At 66.1% G+C, this 16,034-nt stretch carries 25 protein-coding genes; 3 read left to right on the forward strand and 22 right to left on the reverse strand.

Features of this window, described 5'->3' with window-relative positions:
• Nucleotides 1-5 precede the first annotated feature (5 nt).
• From ACIPVB_RS09055 to ACIPVB_RS09145, 19 genes are all read right to left on the reverse strand, one after another.
• Nucleotides 6-542 (reverse strand): NUMOD4 motif-containing HNH endonuclease, encoded by a 537-nt coding sequence (locus ACIPVB_RS09055; RefSeq protein ID WP_400368370.1) that lies wholly within the window; start codon nt 540-542, stop codon nt 6-8.
• Nucleotides 539-1,840, reverse strand: a complete 1,302-nt coding sequence (locus ACIPVB_RS09060; RefSeq protein WP_400368371.1) for a replicative DNA helicase — start codon at nt 1,838-1,840, stop codon at nt 539-541. Before ACIPVB_RS09060 ends, ACIPVB_RS09055 begins: the two co-directional genes overlap by 4 nt.
• Entirely contained in the window at nt 1,837-2,043 is a 207-nt protein-coding gene (locus ACIPVB_RS09065; RefSeq protein WP_400368372.1) for a hypothetical protein, read from the reverse strand. Before ACIPVB_RS09065 ends, ACIPVB_RS09060 begins: the two co-directional genes overlap by 4 nt.
• Nucleotides 2,040-2,330: a hypothetical protein gene (locus ACIPVB_RS09070; protein ID WP_400368374.1), complete on the reverse strand. Its 291-nt coding sequence runs from the start codon at nt 2,328-2,330 to the stop codon at nt 2,040-2,042. Before ACIPVB_RS09070 ends, ACIPVB_RS09065 begins: the two co-directional genes overlap by 4 nt.
• Nucleotides 2,327-3,064 carry a DNA-methyltransferase gene (locus ACIPVB_RS09075; protein ID WP_400368376.1) on the reverse strand — a complete coding sequence of 246 codons (738 nt, stop codon included), beginning with the start codon at nt 3,062-3,064 and terminating at the stop codon, nt 2,327-2,329. Before ACIPVB_RS09075 ends, ACIPVB_RS09070 begins: the two co-directional genes overlap by 4 nt.
• The gene (locus ACIPVB_RS09080; protein WP_400368378.1) at nt 3,061-3,810 is read right to left on the reverse strand and encodes a helix-turn-helix domain-containing protein; all 750 of its coding nucleotides are present in this window, start codon (nt 3,808-3,810) and stop codon (nt 3,061-3,063) included. The genes ACIPVB_RS09075 and ACIPVB_RS09080 overlap by 4 nt, the downstream gene beginning before the upstream one ends.
• Nucleotides 3,807-4,214, reverse strand: a complete 408-nt coding sequence (locus ACIPVB_RS09085; RefSeq protein ID WP_400368380.1) for a hypothetical protein — start codon at nt 4,212-4,214, stop codon at nt 3,807-3,809. The genes ACIPVB_RS09080 and ACIPVB_RS09085 overlap by 4 nt, the downstream gene beginning before the upstream one ends.
• Nucleotides 4,214-4,594 (reverse strand): hypothetical protein, encoded by a 381-nt coding sequence (locus ACIPVB_RS09090; protein ID WP_400368382.1) that lies wholly within the window; start codon nt 4,592-4,594, stop codon nt 4,214-4,216. Before ACIPVB_RS09090 ends, ACIPVB_RS09085 begins: the two co-directional genes overlap by 1 nt.
• 89 nt (nt 4,595-4,683) lie before the next feature.
• Nucleotides 4,684-5,127 (reverse strand): hypothetical protein, encoded by a 444-nt coding sequence (locus ACIPVB_RS09095; RefSeq protein WP_400368384.1) that lies wholly within the window; start codon nt 5,125-5,127, stop codon nt 4,684-4,686.
• Complete coding sequence (locus ACIPVB_RS09100) at nt 5,124-5,444, reverse strand: hypothetical protein (protein WP_400368385.1); 321 nt, start codon at nt 5,442-5,444, stop codon at nt 5,124-5,126. The genes ACIPVB_RS09095 and ACIPVB_RS09100 overlap by 4 nt, the downstream gene beginning before the upstream one ends.
• Entirely contained in the window at nt 5,441-5,809 is a 369-nt protein-coding gene (locus ACIPVB_RS09105; RefSeq protein WP_400368387.1) for a hypothetical protein, read from the reverse strand. Before ACIPVB_RS09105 ends, ACIPVB_RS09100 begins: the two co-directional genes overlap by 4 nt.
• Complete coding sequence (locus tag ACIPVB_RS09110; protein WP_400368388.1) at nt 5,806-6,360, reverse strand: hypothetical protein; 555 nt, start codon at nt 6,358-6,360, stop codon at nt 5,806-5,808. The genes ACIPVB_RS09105 and ACIPVB_RS09110 overlap by 4 nt, the downstream gene beginning before the upstream one ends.
• Nucleotides 6,357-7,382, reverse strand: coding sequence for an AAA family ATPase (locus tag ACIPVB_RS09115; protein ID WP_400368390.1), 1,026 nt, complete (start codon nt 7,380-7,382; stop codon nt 6,357-6,359). The genes ACIPVB_RS09110 and ACIPVB_RS09115 overlap by 4 nt, the downstream gene beginning before the upstream one ends.
• A 1-nt stretch (nt 7,383) precedes the next feature.
• On the reverse strand, nt 7,384-7,743 hold the full coding sequence (locus tag ACIPVB_RS09120) for a hypothetical protein (protein ID WP_400368392.1): 360 nt from the start codon (nt 7,741-7,743) through the stop codon (nt 7,384-7,386).
• Nucleotides 7,744-7,763: 20 nt separating this feature from the next.
• Nucleotides 7,764-8,285, reverse strand: coding sequence for a crossover junction endodeoxyribonuclease RuvC (locus tag ACIPVB_RS09125; protein ID WP_400368394.1), 522 nt, complete (start codon nt 8,283-8,285; stop codon nt 7,764-7,766).
• Complete coding sequence (locus ACIPVB_RS09130; protein ID WP_400368395.1) at nt 8,282-8,911, reverse strand: hypothetical protein; 630 nt, start codon at nt 8,909-8,911, stop codon at nt 8,282-8,284. The genes ACIPVB_RS09125 and ACIPVB_RS09130 overlap by 4 nt, the downstream gene beginning before the upstream one ends.
• Before the next feature lie 272 nt (nt 8,912-9,183).
• Nucleotides 9,184-9,465, reverse strand: a complete 282-nt coding sequence (locus tag ACIPVB_RS09135; protein WP_400368396.1) for a hypothetical protein — start codon at nt 9,463-9,465, stop codon at nt 9,184-9,186.
• Complete coding sequence (locus ACIPVB_RS09140; RefSeq protein ID WP_400368397.1) at nt 9,462-9,614, reverse strand: helix-turn-helix transcriptional regulator; 153 nt, start codon at nt 9,612-9,614, stop codon at nt 9,462-9,464. Before ACIPVB_RS09140 ends, ACIPVB_RS09135 begins: the two co-directional genes overlap by 4 nt.
• A gap of 86 nt (nt 9,615-9,700) precedes the next feature.
• On the reverse strand, nt 9,701-9,976 hold the full coding sequence (locus ACIPVB_RS09145; RefSeq protein ID WP_400368399.1) for a helix-turn-helix domain-containing protein: 276 nt from the start codon (nt 9,974-9,976) through the stop codon (nt 9,701-9,703).
• A 142-nt stretch (nt 9,977-10,118) separates the two neighbouring features.
• Between ACIPVB_RS09145 and ACIPVB_RS09150 the strand changes: the two genes are divergently transcribed.
• Genes ACIPVB_RS09150 through ACIPVB_RS09160 form a run of 3 tightly spaced genes read left to right on the forward strand, consistent with a single transcriptional unit; the run spans nt 10,119 to nt 12,307 of the window.
• Complete coding sequence (locus ACIPVB_RS09150) at nt 10,119-10,760, forward strand: hypothetical protein (protein ID WP_400368401.1); 642 nt, start codon at nt 10,119-10,121, stop codon at nt 10,758-10,760.
• Entirely contained in the window at nt 10,744-11,211 is a 468-nt protein-coding gene (locus ACIPVB_RS09155; protein WP_400368402.1) for an ImmA/IrrE family metallo-endopeptidase, read from the forward strand. The genes ACIPVB_RS09150 and ACIPVB_RS09155 overlap by 17 nt, the downstream gene beginning before the upstream one ends.
• A gap of 1 nt (nt 11,212) precedes the next feature.
• Nucleotides 11,213-12,307: a tyrosine-type recombinase/integrase gene (locus tag ACIPVB_RS09160; protein WP_400368403.1), complete on the forward strand. Its 1,095-nt coding sequence runs from the start codon at nt 11,213-11,215 to the stop codon at nt 12,305-12,307.
• Between the two features lie 112 nt (nt 12,308-12,419).
• Here ACIPVB_RS09160 and nrdF read toward each other — a convergent pair whose 3' ends face one another.
• The 3 genes from nrdF to nrdI are packed head-to-tail and all read right to left on the reverse strand — an operon-like array spanning nt 12,420 to nt 16,011.
• Nucleotides 12,420-13,394 carry a class 1b ribonucleoside-diphosphate reductase subunit beta gene (nrdF, locus tag ACIPVB_RS09165; RefSeq protein WP_400368405.1) on the reverse strand — a complete coding sequence of 325 codons (975 nt, stop codon included), beginning with the start codon at nt 13,392-13,394 and terminating at the stop codon, nt 12,420-12,422.
• A 38-nt stretch (nt 13,395-13,432) separates the two neighbouring features.
• Complete coding sequence (gene nrdE / locus ACIPVB_RS09170) at nt 13,433-15,589, reverse strand: class 1b ribonucleoside-diphosphate reductase subunit alpha (protein WP_400368407.1); 2,157 nt, start codon at nt 15,587-15,589, stop codon at nt 13,433-13,435.
• Nucleotides 15,571-16,011, reverse strand: a complete 441-nt coding sequence (gene nrdI / locus ACIPVB_RS09175) for a class Ib ribonucleoside-diphosphate reductase assembly flavoprotein NrdI (RefSeq protein WP_400368409.1) — start codon at nt 16,009-16,011, stop codon at nt 15,571-15,573. The genes nrdE and nrdI overlap by 19 nt, the downstream gene beginning before the upstream one ends.
• Between the last annotated feature and the right edge of the window lie 23 nt (nt 16,012-16,034).

The raw sequence follows: 16,034 nt of genomic DNA on the forward strand, positions 1-16,034 counted from the left end.
CCTCCTCAGGCGATGTGTTCTTGGGCTTGGCCCAGTTCGGTGTTGCGGGCGCGATAGCGGCGCCCGATGTCTCGCCGGCAGACACGGCACTCTCGATGCCGGCCGCCCTGCCTTTCAGTGATGCGGGTGTTCTCGACCGTGAACTCGTGCCCGTTCTTGCAGTGGGTCTTGGTGCGACCGAGCGAGAAGTGAGTGCCAGCGGCGACTGAATCGCGCACGTTCTCCGAGTGGGATCCCCACCGGAGGTTGTCCGCCGAGTTATTGGTCTTGTCGCCGTCGGCGTGGCATACCTCCGTCTTCCCCGGCTTTGGGCGCCCGTGGAATGCGGCACACACGATGCGGTGGACGCCGATTACCTTCCGCACGCCCTCCTTGCGAAGGCCTACGTTCAAGTACCCATTGCGATGAAGGGCAGGCTGCAGCACATGCAGAGCAGGCGTTCGCCCCTTCGGGTGCGCTCGGACGCTTCTCACCTGACCCGTAGACGATGCTTCGTACTGGCCCTCGTAACCGGGGACGGGCAGCCATTCCTCGACGCTCATCGACTTCTCCCCTCGGGGATGAGGTCTTCGTTTGCCTGGTACTTCGAGAGCACCCGTGAGAACTGTCCTTGCCAGACGAGAGTGAGTTCGCCCGTCTGCCCTTGCCTGTTCTTCGCGACGTTGACTTTGAGCTCGTCACGACCCGGAGCCCGCACTCGGTTGAGTAGCAAGATCACGTCTCCGTCCTGTTCGATGGCGCCGGACTCGCGCAGGTCCGTCAGCTGCGGTTCGGCTTGCTTCCCCTTGCGGTTCGCGCCGCCTCGGTTCAGCTGCGACAGGGCGATGACGGGGACGCGCCACTGTTGGGCGGAGAGCTTCAGCGCCCGGGAGAAGCCGGACACGGCCTGCTGGCGGTTCTCGACCCGCTCGTGCGTGTTCAGCAGCTGCAGGTAGTCGACGATCACGACCGGTTCCCGCTTGAACCGGCGCTTCACCGCACGAGCCTTCGCCTTCAGCTGCGGGATGGTCGACACCTCGGCGGAGTCGACGATCACCAGCGGCAGAGCCTCGAGCTCGGCGCGGTGCTTCGCGAACGCCGCCCACTCCGCGTTGGACAGCTGGTGCTTGTTCAGCGAGCCGATGAAGATCTGCCCCATGCAGGCGATCGCGCGGGCGGCGATCTCCTCACGGTTCATCTCGAGCGACACGAACAGGACGGGCCGGTGCTGGGCGAAGGCGAGGGCGATCTGCACGGCCATGATCGACTTGCCGTCGCCGGGGCGGGCGGCGACGACGTACATGCCGCCGTCTCGGAACCCGAAGATCAGCTGGTTCAGGTCGGTCCACGGGGTCGGGGTGTATGACGGCTTCTCGGTGAGCGCGTCCGCGTAGTGGGTGAACCAATCGCCGATGGACTCGACACCGCGGGAGACGGTTGCGTCGACGTCGTCAAGGGCAGCGCGGGCGAGTTCGACCATGTCGTCGGTGGGGATGGACTGGTCGTTCGCGATGGTGGTGGCTTTCGCCGCCCCGTCGCGGACTCGGCGTCGCTTCGCCTGATCGAGGACGATGCCCGCGTGATACCCGGCCGACGAGGCGGATACGACCGCGGAGGTGAGGCTGTAGATGAGGGTCACGTCGACCCGCCCCACAAGCTCCCCTGCGGCTGCGAGGGCCGCTTCCACGGCGACACTGTCCGTCGGTTGTCCTGCGTCGTGCAGGCGCCGCACAGCGCCGTACACGGCCTGGTGCGCCGGGTCGGAGAAGTCACCGGGCTGCAGGATCTCCGCGACCTCGTCGCACGCGGCGCGGTCGAGCATGACGGCGCCGAGGACAGCGCGCTCCGCTTCGACGCTCACGACTCACACCCGCATGCGCCGTTGACCGCCTTCTCCATGAAGCAGACCTCGCAGACCTGAGCGACCGCGCGCTCCGGCGGGCATGTCGCGTGCACCCACGTCTTGCCGGCCCCGTCGTACTCGTCGGGCACGATCAGATCGCCGGGGCGGATAGAGAACTCGCAGGCGGGGCAGGTGCTCCACATGCGCGCTGCGACGCTCACTGGGTGATCTCCCGTCTCTCGGCGGCGAGACGCAGCTCCGTCACGTTCCCCGCATCCGACGACGACACCGGCAGCGGTACGGCGGCGACGATGTCGGCCGGCATGACCGTTCGCGTCTCATCCCGGTAGTGCTCACGCACCGCGTCGAGAGCGACCTCGAGAGGAACGTCTGCGAGGACAGCGGCCCATGCCTCCGCCTGCTCGACACGCTCCGCAGCGGGACGCGACAGGCGCGGGTCGATGAGCGTCGCCTTCGTCAGCAGCACGTTCGCTTCGCGGGGATTCACAGGTCCAGACCCCCGAAGTCGAACGACTGCTGCGACACCCGTCTGGCTGCTACCTCGGCGTATCGCTCGTCGGCTTCGATTCCAATCGCTTTGTGTCCGAGCTCCTTTGCCGCGAGAAGCGTGCTCCCAGATCCCGCGAACGGATCGAGGACTGTGGATCCTTCCCCCGCGACGACCGATAGAAGGGTCTTCAGCAGCGCATCCGGCTTCTCGGTGGGATGCTCGCCGTCCCGCACGGTGGGGAACCGCAACACATTTGCCACGTCTCGTCGCTGCGGCGCAGATGGTGTCCCCGCGGACATGTGAACGATGAATTCGTGCTGGTTGCGGAAGACAGCCCCCATACCCAGCCGGTTCTTGTCCCAGACGAGCGTGGGGTGCTGACGCAGGTCGGCAGACTCAAGAGCGGCAGCTAGGTGAGACGCCATGCGCCAGTCGATGAAGGACAGCACGTGCCCGCCCTCGTTCAGGAGACGGCGCCACTGCACCCCGCATTCACGCAGCAGATACACGAAGCCGTTCGTGCTCATGGCGTCGCCGCGGATCCAGTCGTCATCCTCGACTCCGCGGTTCATCGACTTGCGGATGCTTCGAGCGTTCTCGCGGCGGCCGCCACTGCTGTACGGCGGATCCGTCAGAACCGTCGTGATGCTTCTGTCAGCGAGAGAAGCCATGACTTCGAGACAGTCGCCTAGGTGGATCTGGACCGTGTCGTCCTCGTAGTAGACGCTCACGCTCCGACCGCCTGACGCTCACGTGCGGCGAGCATCGCGTCAGCCTCACGGCCCGCGTCCACCGCACCCACACGACCGCCGCGCGCCTCTGGCAGCTCGTCGTCCCACCCGGAACGGTTCAGCCACGTAGCCGGGTGCGGGATGAACTGCTTCTCAGGGCGCCCGGGGTTGTCTCGGTACGCGATCGCACCCGCAAGGATGACCTCGCCGGGGACGGTCTTCACGGCCTTGTCCCACGCGCGACGCGCGTCCGGCTTCGCGACCTTCCGAGGCCACACACCCCAGAAGTCGTCGAAGCTGACGGAGGCGATCAGAGCCACTCGGGTATCTGATGATTCACCCTGGTGGTTCTCTAGTGGTTCTTCCTTATATGTACCGGTCACTGTGACCGGTGAGGTCGGCCTGTGTGACCGGTGAGGTTGGTCTGTGTGGCCGGTGAGATCCACAACCGGCCAATCTGACCGGTTGCTGTCGAGGGTCGCGCCGACCTGCAGCACATACCGATCCGAGGTCCGGTAGCCGCCCTCCGTGCGACGCTCCTCACGCGTCAGCAGACCCGCATCCTCGAGGCTGGTGATCGCTCTGCGCACCGTTCTCTCCGACGCCCCCGTCATCCGCGACAACGTCGCCTGCCCCGGGTAGCACGACTGCTTCTCGTCAGCCATGTCCGCCAGCGCCACCAGAACGAACTTCTCCGGCATCTTCAGACCGAGCTCCCACGCCCAGTTCGTCGCCTTGTAGCTCATGCCCCAATCCCTTCCACTTCCACGGCGCGACCGTCCCCGGTCAGCAGCCACCACGTCTTGTCGTTCCTCTGCACCCGCACCTGATCCGGGTCGAACGCGGATCCCCGCCCGAGGCGGGAGATCAGCACGCCCCGGAACAGGGCCAAGTCACGGTGCTTCTCCGCCTCGCCGTGGCATCCGGTTGTCCCGGACCCGCAGAGGGTGAGTGCGTTCGCGGGTGATGCGACTGCGTCCGCCCCGCGCTTGCCCGCACCGCCGGCGCCGCGCGGCTTCCGGTGATGCATTGACCACCCGATTCCGCGGTCCTCGAACCGGAGGTGTCGGCGGCAGAGGAAGCACGCCGACCCGTCTCGGTCGAAGAACACGAGTCGCACCGTCGCCGGGGTGAACTCGCCCGCGGCCATCACGCACCCGCCTTCCGGGGGAAACGTGGTGTCGGAGACTCGAGACCCATCTCCCGACGACGCCGTGACACCGACGACTGTGTGAGTCCGATGTGCTTCGAGATGCGGTTGTCCGACCACCTCAGGGCGTTCAGTTCGCGGATCGTGGCATCGACGTCGGTACCTACCCACTTGGGCTCCGGTCGTGTTCCGAGTGAGGCATCGGCCATCCGTGACAGCAGGAGCGCGACGGTGACACCGCGGGCATCGGCCACCGCGCGGAACGCCTTGAAAGTCTCCGCTCGCAGCGAAGTGCGCACGTCGACGAACACCGGTGTCTCGGCATGCGCCACGGCACCGCCTCGCTGCCCGTAGCAGCTCGAGCAGGTGTCGTTCGTCATCCGCGCGAGCGTTCCCGGGTGATCGTTCTTCTTCGCCCCGTAGGGACGCATTGGACGGTCGCAGCGGGAGCACAGCGTGTAGTCGCCCATCAGGCACCCCCGCCGTAGGTCTCGGCCGTGCGCATTTGCCGCGCATCCACCGCATCCGAACGGGTCTTGTCGATGTCCTTGTCCACCGTGCGGAGGTGTTCCTTCACACCCCGCCACGCGGCTTCGGCTTCGTGCATCCGGTTCCGGTGTTCCTGCGCCTTCGCCGCCGCGATCACGCTGGCAGCGGCGACGGACCGGCCGTCCTCGATCTCCGCCTTCGTCGTATCCCGCAGCGTCGTCTCGTACTTCGCGCGCGCCGTGCCCACGTTCGTCGCCGCGGCCGAGTGCGCCCGGGCGAGGACACCGCGGGTGATGATCAGCCGCTCCATGTGCGTCTCCCGGTCGGCGTCTTTCAGCGCGTCGAACAGGTCGGCGTGCAGCTGGTTGCCGTGGTCGAAGGGGGCGATGCCGAGGCGGGCGAGGAACCGCTCGAGCGGAGTCATCCGTTCCACCTCGCAATCGCAGTCGGGTTGTCTGCACATCGGATAGCGAGCCTTGTCAGCATCTCGACGAAGCCGTCAAAGTTGCCCCATCCGTTCTCGGGATTCAGGTGCCGGTAGACATCCGGTCGGGTAACGGCGCGCAGCAGCCCACGAGAGGCGCGGAGGCCGATCTCGTGAGCGGCCATGCCGTCGAGTTCGACGGAGTGCTTCTCGAACACCCCCGCCAAGCGCCACATCGGGGAGAGGTTGTAGGTGTGCCCGTCGAAGACCTCGACCACTTCGCCGTTGTCTGTCTCGAGGTGGATTCCCCAGCTCATGCGTCCACCGCCTTCGTGGCGAGAACCTGCACACGCTCCGAGGTGCGCAGCTCGTACACCACCGGCGCACCACCCGCCGTCTCCGCCGTCACATACACGCAACCCGGGCGACCGTGAGCACGAACCGCCACCACCGTCGACAGGCCGCCAGAGAGGCGCACAGCGTCGCCTACACGCACATGCCGCGCCTCGACCATCCCCGGGATGAGCCCGCCAAGCACACGCCAGTCCGTGTGAGCCAGCGTCCAGTCGACCGCCGCACGAAACGCATCCGCCTCAGCCGTCTCCACCCGACCCGAGAAGTTCGCCGGCTGATGCAGGTACTCCTGCACCCCCGCCTCGACAGGTGCCGTCAGCGCGGTCATGACTGCACCTCCGGGAAGATGCGACGTGCGTCCCGAATGTCCGGGTCATCCGTCTCGATCTCGACCTGAGTGCAGGCATCACGGAACACCGTGATGGGTTCCTCGTGCCGTGCCGAGTAGACCGTCACCGCGCGCATGCCGCCCGTAGGAAGGTCGACGTCCCACACCTCTGCGGGCCCGGCGTCGTGCCACGGTTTCGGCTCCGGGTGAGCATCGAAGTAGGCGTCGGCGGCGGCACGGTAGTACGGCCACGTGTCGGCGCCACGGCTGAGCAGCTGTGTGCCGTACTGCGGTTCGTCTTCGTTGAAGACAACAACCTCGTATGCATTGGGGGTGGCGAAGCAGACCCAGTTCGGGTGCCCCGGGACGCGCCACCGGCCGAGGCGTTCGTCAGCCTCCGCCAGGAAGAACTCACGCAGAGCCTCTATGTCGGCATGGCCCAGGTAGTCGTACCCGTCCAGGCTGTTGAAGCCGGCGCCGAGGTGAAGACGCACGTCCCCGTCGTCGTCGGTCTTGATCGTGATGCCGTTGGATGCGGCGAAGTCGTTCATGCTGGCACCTCGGCCGTCTTCCACTCGGTGACCGGCTCGCCCACCAGGGCGGGCTCCGCCGGCGCCCATGCATCCGCATCAGGCCCGCCGAGCTCGGCACGCTTCGCCGTCATCGCCTCGACGTACGCCTTGACGCCGTCGATCTTCAGGCCCTTCGCGTGAGCGTCGATCTTGTCCAGCGCCGCAGCATCCGCCGCCTTGCCGATCGCAGCGACCGCCGCGGCCACCTTGTCCGCCGCCGTCTCCCGCGACACCTCACCACCGGACCGGTCAGCGACGACCGTCGCGTGCGCCCGCTCCCCCGCACCCTCACCGATGCCGAGGTCGTTCCACAGCTTCTCGACCGTGAACCCCGGGTACTGCCGCGGGCCCTCGAGCATCACCCGGATGCTCTTCAGCTTCGTGACGAGGAACTGGCCCCGCTCCCGCAGCTCCACCACACCCGCCGCGTCGAACACCAGCGACTTGTGCGCCTGCACCTTCCAGTCCTTCGCACCCGTCGGCTGACCGTTCTCCATCACCGCCACCGGGTCCAGACGAGCCGTCAACACCACGGGCCCCTGGTGGAGGCGGATGGCGTTCATCACGTCGTTCCACTGATCCGCCGCGAGGTTCCACAGATCCATCGAGATCGTGAAGTCACCGTTCGGGTTCCGGCGGCCCTTCGCGCGCTTGTTCGCGATCGCCTGCACGTTGTCCTGAATCAGCGTCCACAGCCGCGACATCGAATCGACGACGATCAGCGTCGGCCGGTCCCCCGCCGGCTCATCCACCGCCGCCTTGATCGCAGCGAGGATCCCCGGGTACGTCCCGTCGTGGACGACGATGTCGAACTCCACACCCGGGATCAGGGAGTACTCGTCCGGGTCGTCCTCACCGATGCCGATGTAGAGCGCACGACCCACCAGCGGCGACGTCGACGCCGACAACGCGGCGAACGTCTTCCCCGCACCTTCCCGACCCGCGAGCAGCAGGATCGGCCACGACGGGCGCCCCGTCGGCTTTCTCACGTTCAGTCCCATCTCAGTTCTCCTCCTCGAACTCGTATGCGCATTGGGGGCACAGCCCCTCCTTGTCGATGACGACGGCGTGCTCGCACCGCGGGCAGTCGGCGATCATCGTGGGATCCTCGGAAAGCAGCGGCCAGAACACCGACCCCGGGCCCTTCCGGATCTCGGCGAGCAATTGCCCCTCGGTGAGGTCGTCCATCGTGTGCTGCGTCTCCAGCACCCACTTCACGGCCGCCCACCACGTCTTCCGGGACCCCTGCTTCAGCTGCGTCCCCAGCGACGACGTGTGCCCCGACGCGGCCCACAGCTCGTCCTCGAACGCGCCCTGCACCATCCCGTGGTCCGCCTTGATCCGGTCGATGTCGACGGTCATGTCACGCCCATCCCGCACGGTCATCTCCTGAACCCCTTCGGGATGTGCGCGGCCGGCAGAGACACCACCGGGGCACCAGCGAGCACAGACGCGCCCACCGCGATCCACACGGCATCCGCCTCGTCATTGCCCGCCACGCCCGCCTCAGGGATGCGACGCTCCGCCGCGAGCAGCACGTCATCCTTCTGCGCGTTGCCCTTCCCAGTGGCGAGCTGCTTCACCTGGTTCGTCGTCACGATCACCGGGTCCACCTCGAGCACCCGAACCAGCGCCTCCACCGTCCGGTGCCACGCGTAATGCAGGCGATCCACCGACCGGCCACGGCCCGCGAACGCGATCCCCTCAATCCCGACCACGTCGAGCGCGGTGATCCTCGCGGCGGAGATGATGTGGCGGGCGTGCTCCTCGATGCGCTCGTAGTAGTCGCCGAGGGTGACGCCCTTCGTCGACGACTTCACCGTCACCGTCTCCCACGCGGTGCCGTCCGTGATCGCGATGCCGCACGACGTCGTCGAGTAGTCGATGCCGATGTAGCGGGTCACAGCAGGCCCGCCTCTCGCAGCTTCGCCTCGGCGAGCGAGACGCGCTGGAACGTCGCTGCGTCACCGCCCGCGTCCGGGTGTGTCTCGCGCTGAGCGCGCCGCAGCGCTCGCAAGGCCGCCCCCTCGACGACTCGCATCTCGTCGAGTCCGAGCCCGATGAACGTTCCCAGGAAGGCGAGTGCGTGACCCGGCGATCCGAACCCCGCCGGCGCCGCGGTCGCCTCGAGCGCGAGGAACCCGCGATACTGCTCACCCCGCTTGGTCACTCCGTACCGGTCGACCTTCCGCAGCGCCTCGAGCGCCAACGCGATCGCACGGAGGTTGTCCTCCCACCGGGTGAACGTGTCGCACGGGTACGACAGGTGCCCGTGACGCGAGTCGATCGAGAAGATCACTCCCGGGTGTGCAGCCTTGGCGTTCGCGTACGGGCGCCCGTCCTGTCGGAACTGCCCCGGCTCGATCGCGATGAGCAGCTCGGCCGAGTCCTGCTGAGACCGCGTTTCGGTGAGGTGCCAGATCTCGCGGTCGAGGACGCGCAGGGTGTCGGTCAGCGAGGCGCTGAACTTCGACGGCTGCCGATCGGTGGTCAGGGTCCCGGGCCACTCCCGGATCGGGGCAACGCGCATGCTGTGAGGCCAGGCGCTCATGCGATCACCGCCACGCCGACCACGGCCAACGCGCTCACGGCCACAGCGAGCACACCCGCACCGGCTACCAGCCAATGCGGAGCCCGATCAGGCCCATATTCCAACTCAGGGTTCACTTCGACTCCAGGGATTTCGGGCAGCACAAGACATCGGCCATGTGCCGCAGACAGATCACGTGGACACCCGGCGCGTCAGAACAGGCGACAGACCCGGGACCACAGGGGGCAGGACCTAAAGGCCCTACGGGAGGATCAGACCGTCAGGCCCGCCTCCGAGGTGTGACACTCACACCAGCACTCGACACACGCCCCGTGCCGTTCACCGCGGCAGTCGAACGTCCGATACGGCGCCGACACGTCGATCACGTACGCCACCATCAGGACGACCCCGATCAGCACCGCGACCGTGAACGCCACCCACGGGGACCACCCGAGCAGCAGGATCAGACCCCACACGACGCCGGCGAAGACTGACAACGTGACGACGGGATGCTCCTCGGCGGCGATGAAGCCGCGCGCGACCGTGGTGCTCATGACTTCGGCACCGGTCGAGTCTGCACGCGGGACTCCGCCACCCACGCGTCGATCTCGGACTCGCGGTACAGAACGGTGCGGAGGGTGGGCTTGTAGAAAGCCGGGCCCTGGCGACGCTTTCGCAGGTCCTCGAGGATGACGGTGGTCATTCCAGGCACGCGCTGGCAGACCTGATCCGGCGAGAGCCATACCGGCTCCGGCTCAGACCTCTTGAGAGGGACGACGTTCCCCATGCTCAAGCCGCCTCTCCGGGCTTCGGATCCTCCGACGTGACGAGCACGAACAGGGAGTCGAACGAAGCGTGAGGGAATGCAGCGGCGAGCTTCGCGAGGAACTCGTTGGAGGCGACCGTCTCCCCCTTCCGCACTCTGCGGAGGGTGGAGTCGTCGACTCCGATGCGACGCGCGAACTCGGTGTCTGTGGGGATGCCGTGCGCGTCTCGAAGCTGGTCCAGACGGACCGGGTCGACTGTCAGGTGGTGGGCTCTTGCGCCCGTGCTAGTGGCTGGCATGCGTGCAACCGTACGGCACGCATGGCGTGCGTGCAACCTTTTTGCGTGCACGCAATAACGGTGCAGGCGCGAGGCGTCGACAAACCCCAGGTGTGCGCGCAGTTTCTTTGCATGCTTGCAATCTCGCGTGTAACGTTCCCTTGTGCAGAAGCAGACATGGGCCGATTACGTCGCGACAAACAGCAACGGCGAACGCAAGAACGTCATCGCCGGGAAGAGTCACGTCGACCCCGCCACGGTCGGCCGTTGGATGAGCGGCGCCAGCACCCCCCAACCCCTCCAGGTCATCGCCTTCGCCCGCGCCTACGGCCTCTCCCCCATACCCGGTCTCATCGCAGCAGGCCACCTCACGCCCGACGACGTCGGCGACGGAGTCGTGATCCAGTCCACGCCAACGCTGGACAACATCGCGACCCACGCCCTCGTCGATGAGCTCGAGCGCCGCCTCGAGGTGATGTCCGACTACGCCGGATGGATCCGGTCGATCGCCAGCGGTAGCCCGTCACCCGCCAACCTCAGCGCCGACGCCCTCCGATACGTCGACCCTGCCCAGCCCCCGTCCAATGTCCGCGGCGAGGACTTCATCGAGGCGCTTGCCACGCATCTCGAACCGAGCCGAAGCATCGACGGGAAGCAGACCTACCGCCCCGTCCAGGACCTCGCCGAAGCACGCCGAGCGCGCGATGTCGGAACCCCTACGCAAGATGGGGAACTCTACGAGGCCGCACGCCCCGCCGACCCGGAACCCACCGACGAGCAACCCTCCTATGACGACCCCAGCTGACCTACGTCTCCTCGACTACGCCGACGCCATCGGCGTCACGATCGAGTACACCCGCCTGCCCGCCGACCGCGACGGCATCTACGACCACGATGCCCGCCGCATCCGCCTCCGACGAGGCATGTCCGCACGACACCATCGATCTGTTCTCGCGCACGAACTCGGTCACGCCGCATTCGGAGACACACCCACGCGCTTCGGGCCCGTGCACGCTAAGCAGGAGCGCCGCGCCGAGGAATGGGCAGCCCTCCGCCTGATCGACCCCGACGACTACCGCCACCTCGAGGCCGTCCACTCCGGCCACCCGGGAGCAATCGCAGTCGACCTCGACGTGATGCGCAGCACCGTCCTCGCGTTCCAGGCTCTGCTCCAGCGCCTCGGCGACACCGTCTACGTTCGCCCCCGCATGGGGTCAGGACAATGGATCGACCGACACCTCATCGAGAGCGCCTGACGTGGCCGGCTCGGTCTCGGCGTACGACACCGCCAGCGGGAAGCGATACCGCGTCCGCTATCGGAAGCCCGACGGCGCCCAGACTGACAAGCGCGGCTTCCTGACGAAGCGGGAAGCGAACCTGTTCCTCGCCTCCGTCACGGTGTCGAAGGCGTCCGGCATGTACCTCGACCCGTCCGAGGGAAGGAAGACCGTCGCGGCTTTCGCTGAGCAGTGGAAGCGAGGGCGGCTGGCGGGCCTGAAACCCTCATCGCAGAACGTGCTCGAGACATCCTGGCGCGTCCACGTCGAACCGCGATGGGGCGCCCGCGGGGCGGCAAGCATCCGGCCTTCGGAGATCGAGGACTGGGTCGGTGAGCTGCACCGCGAGAAGAGCGCACAGACGGTGCGGCGCGCGGTGTTCGTCCTCTCCGCCATCCTCACGATCGCCGAGCGGGACAAGATCATTCACAGCAACCCGGCGAAGGGTCTCCGACTTCCGGAGAAGCAACGGAAGCCACAGAGGTACCTCACGCATCAGCAGGTCGATTTGCTCGCTCGAGGCGCCGGTGAGCACCGCACGATGATGTTGCTCCTGGCCTATACCGGCCTCCGGTGGGGTGAAGCCATCGCCCTGCGCGTCCAACACCTCGACATGCTGCGCCGTCGCATCTCGGTCGAGGAGAACGCCGTGCTCGTGAAGGGCGCGTTCGCGATCGGCACGCCGAAGTCCGGGCTCACCCGGGAGGTGCCACTACCTGCGTTCCTCGCCCCGGCGATCGCGAAGCAGTGCGAGGGCAAGACGCGCTCGACGTTTCTCTTCGGCGCAGGAGCTTCACCGCTCCCCCAGCCCCATCGTGAGAGCGGCTGGTTCACCAAGGCACTCACCGCGGCACAAGCTGCCGACGACACCTTCCCGGACATCACGCCCCACGATCTCCGGCATACCGCCGCCAGCCTCGCCATCAGTGCGGGCGCCAACGTGAAGGCCGTGCAGCGCATGCTCGGGCACGCGTCAGCGGCCATGACGCTTGACGTATACGCCGACCTGTTCGACGACGATCTCGAAGCCGTCGCCGTAGCGATGTCGGAGGCAAGGGCGGCCGCAGTGTCCTGACAGATGTGGGCAAAACGTGGGCAGAAAGACGAAAGGCCCCCGGCAGATCACCCGAGAGGGCGACCGGCCGGGGGCCTTGTCAGTGCGGTAGAACCGCGGAATCACGCGGAATTTAGAAGTCCCAGTCGTCGTCTTCGGTGGCCTCTGCTTTCCCGATCACGTAGCTCGAACCGGACCCTGAGAAGAAGTCGTGGTTCTCATCGGCGTTCGGTGACAGGGCCGACAGGATCGCCGGGTTCACGTTCGTGACCGACGCGGGGAACATCGCCTCGTAGCCGAGGTTCATCAGCGCCTTGTTGGCGTTGTAGTGCAGGAACTTCTTGACGTCCTCGCTCAGGCCGACCGCGTCGTAGAGGCTCTGGGTGTAGCCCACCTCATTGTCGTAGAGCTCGTACATCAGCGAGAACGTGTAGTCCTTGATGTCCTGACGACGGGCCTCGTCGACGGTCTCGAGACCGCGCTGGAACTTGTAGCCGATGTAGTACCCGTGCACGGCCTCGTCGCGGATGATGAGGCGCACGAGGTCGGCCGTGTTGGTGAGCTTGGCGCGGCTCGACCAGTGCATCGGCAGGTAGAAGCCCGAGTAGAACAGGAACGACTCCAGCAGGGTCGAGGCGACCTTGCGCTTGAGCGGGTCGTCGCCACGGTAGTAGTCCATGACGATGCGTGCCTTCTTCTGAAGGAACTCGTTCTCGGTCGACCAGCGGAAGGCCTCGTCGATCTCTTTCGTCGAGCACAGCGTCGAGAAGATCGACGAGTAGCTCTTGGCGTGCACCGACTCCATGAAGGCGATGTTGGTGTACACCGCCTCTTCGTGCGGCGTGATCGCGTCGGGGATGAGCGAGACGGCGCCGACCGTGCCCTGGATGGTGTCGAGGAGGGTGAGCCCGGTGAACACGCGCATCGTGAGCGTCTGCTCCTCGGGGGTGAGCGTGTTCCACGACTGGATGTCGTTGGACAGCGGCACCTTCTCGGGCAGCCAGAAGTTGTTCACCAGACGGTTCCAGACCTCGAGGTCCTTGTCGTCCTGGATGCGGTTCCAGTTGATGGCCTGTACGTGGTTCAGCAACTGCAGCTTCTCAGCCATGTCGTTCCTGTGTCCTTGATCGATGGGTGGTCAGCGGATCAGAGCATGCACGAGACGCACTCGGTCATGTCGGTGCCCTCGAGCGCCAGCTGACGCAGACGGATGTAGTAGATGGTCTTGATGCCCTTGCGCCAGGCGTAGATCTGAGCCTTGTTGATGTCGCGCGTGGTGACGGTGTCCTTGAAGAACAGCGTCAGCGACAGACCCTGGTCGACGTGCTGCGTGGCGGCGGCGTACGTGTCGATGACCTTCTCGTAGCCGATCTCGTACGCGTCCTGGTAGTACTCCAGGTTCTCGTTCGTCATGAACGGAGCCGGGTAGTACACCCGACCGAGCTTGCCCTCTTTGCGGATCTCGATCTTCGACGCGATCGGGTGGATCGAGCTCGTGGAGTTGTTGATGTACGAGATCGAACCGGTCGGGGGCACCGCCTGCAGGTTCTGGTTGTAGATGCCGTGCGCCTGGACGGAGGCCTTGAGCTCGCGCCAATCGTCCTGCGTGGGGATCTGGATGCCGGCGAACAGCTCCTTCGTCTTGGCGGTCTGCGGCTCCCACACCTGGTCGGTGTACTTGTCGAAGAACGCGCCGGAGGCGTAGGTGGAGTTCTCGAAGCCGTCGAACGAGGTGCCGCGCTCGATCGCGAGGCGGTTCGAGGCGCGCAGCGCGTGGAACAGCACCGTGTAGAAGTAGATGTTCGTGAAGTCGATGCCCTCGTCGGAGCCGTAGTGCACGTGCTCGCGGGCGAGGTAGCCGTGCAGGTTCATCTGACCGAGACCGATGGCGTGCGAACGGTCGTTGCCGTCCTCGATCGAGCGGACCGAGGCGATGTGGCTCTGGTCGCTCACCGCGGTGAGGGCGCGGATCGCGGTCTCGACCGTGAGGCCCAGGTCGCGACCGTCCATCGCCAGGGCGATGTTCATCGAGCCGAGGTTGCACGAGATGTCTTTGCCGATGGTGTCGTACGAGAGGTCCTCGTTGTACGTCGTCGGCGTGTTGACCTGCAGGATCTCCGAGCACAGGTTCGACATGTTGATCCGGCCGGCGATCGGGTTGGCCTTGTTCACCGTGTCCTCGAACATGATGTACGGGTAGCCCGACTCGAACTGGATCTCGGCGAGCGTCTGGAAGAACTCGCGCGCATTGATCTTGGTCTTCTTGATGCGCGGGTCGTCGACCATCTCGCGGTACTTCTCGGTCACCGAGATGTCACCGAAGGGCTTCTTGTAGACCTTCTCGACGTCGTAGGGCGAGAAGAGGTACATGTCCTCGCCGTTCTTGGCGAGTTCGAACGTGATGTCGGGGATGACGACACCCAGCGAGAGCGTCTTGATGCGGATCTTCTCGTCGGCGTTCTCGCGCTTGGTGTCGAGGAAGCGCAGGATGTCGGGGTGGTGGGCGTTGAGGTACACCGCACCCGCGCCCTGACGAGCGCCGAGCTGGTTGGCATAGCTGAAGCTGTCTTCGAGAAGCTTCATGACGGGGATGATGCCCGACGACTGGTTCTCGATCTGCTTGATCGGCGCACCGGACTCGCGGATGTTCGACAGCAGCAGAGCCACGCCGCCGCCGCGCTTGGACAGCTGCAGCGCGGAGTTGATGCCGCGGGCGATCGACTCCATGTTGTCTTCGATACGCAGCAGGAAGCACGACACGAGCTCACCGCGCTGCGCCTTGCCGGCGTTGAGGAAGGTGGGGGTCGCGGGCTGGAAGCGCCCCGAGATGATCTCGTCGACGAGCTGCACCGCGAGACGCGGATCGCCGTCGGCGAGGGCCAGGGCCGTCATGACGACGCGGTCTTCGAAGCGCTCGAGGTAGCGCTTTCCGTCGAAGGTCTTCAGCGTGTAGCTCGTGTAGTACTTGAACGCGCCGAGGAACGTCTCGAAGCGGAACTTGGCGCCGTACGCGCGGTCGTTGAGCTCCTGGATGAACTCCATCGAGTACTTCGCGAGCACGGTGGGCTCGTAGTACTCCTTCTCGACGAGGTAGTCCAGACGCTCCTTGAGGGAGTGGAAGAACACCGTGTTCTGGTTGACGTGCTGCAGGAAGTACTCGCGCGCGGCGCGCTTGTCGGCGTCGAACTGGATCTTGCCATCGGCGTCGTACAGGTTCAGCATCGCGTTCAGCGCGTGGTAATCCAGACCCTCGAAGCGGGCCTCCGTCTTGAAGTCCACGTCGGTCAGCTCAACTTCCACCATCGTTCCAATCCTTCGGTGACCCGTTCGACGTCGTCGGGGGTGCCGAAGACTTCGAGTCGATAGAGATGCGGCACCGCGCACTTGCGCGCGACGATGTCGCCGGCGAGGCAGAAGGCGTCGCCGAAATTCGTGTTCCCCGCGGAGATGACCCCGCGGATGTTGCGTCGGTTGCGCTCCTCGTTGAGGAAGCGGATGACCTGCTTGGGGACCGCGCCCTTCTCGACGCCCCGGCCGGCACCCCCGCCATAGGTGGGGGTGACGAGCACGAACGGTTCGTCGACGTGGAGGGGCGCGTCGGTCGGTCGCAGCGGGATGCGCACGGCCCGTTTGCCGAGCTTCTCGATGAAACGCGCGGTGTTCCCGGACACGCTCGAGAAGTAGACCAGCAGCGGAGCCTCGGTCGCCGACCTGACAGCACTCATGGCGGAGGTCTGCGGGCCCGTCG

It is taken from the genome of Microbacterium sp. NPDC090007 (genome assembly GCF_044748345.1).
Classification (GTDB): Bacteria; Actinomycetota; Actinomycetes; order Actinomycetales; family Microbacteriaceae; genus Microbacterium.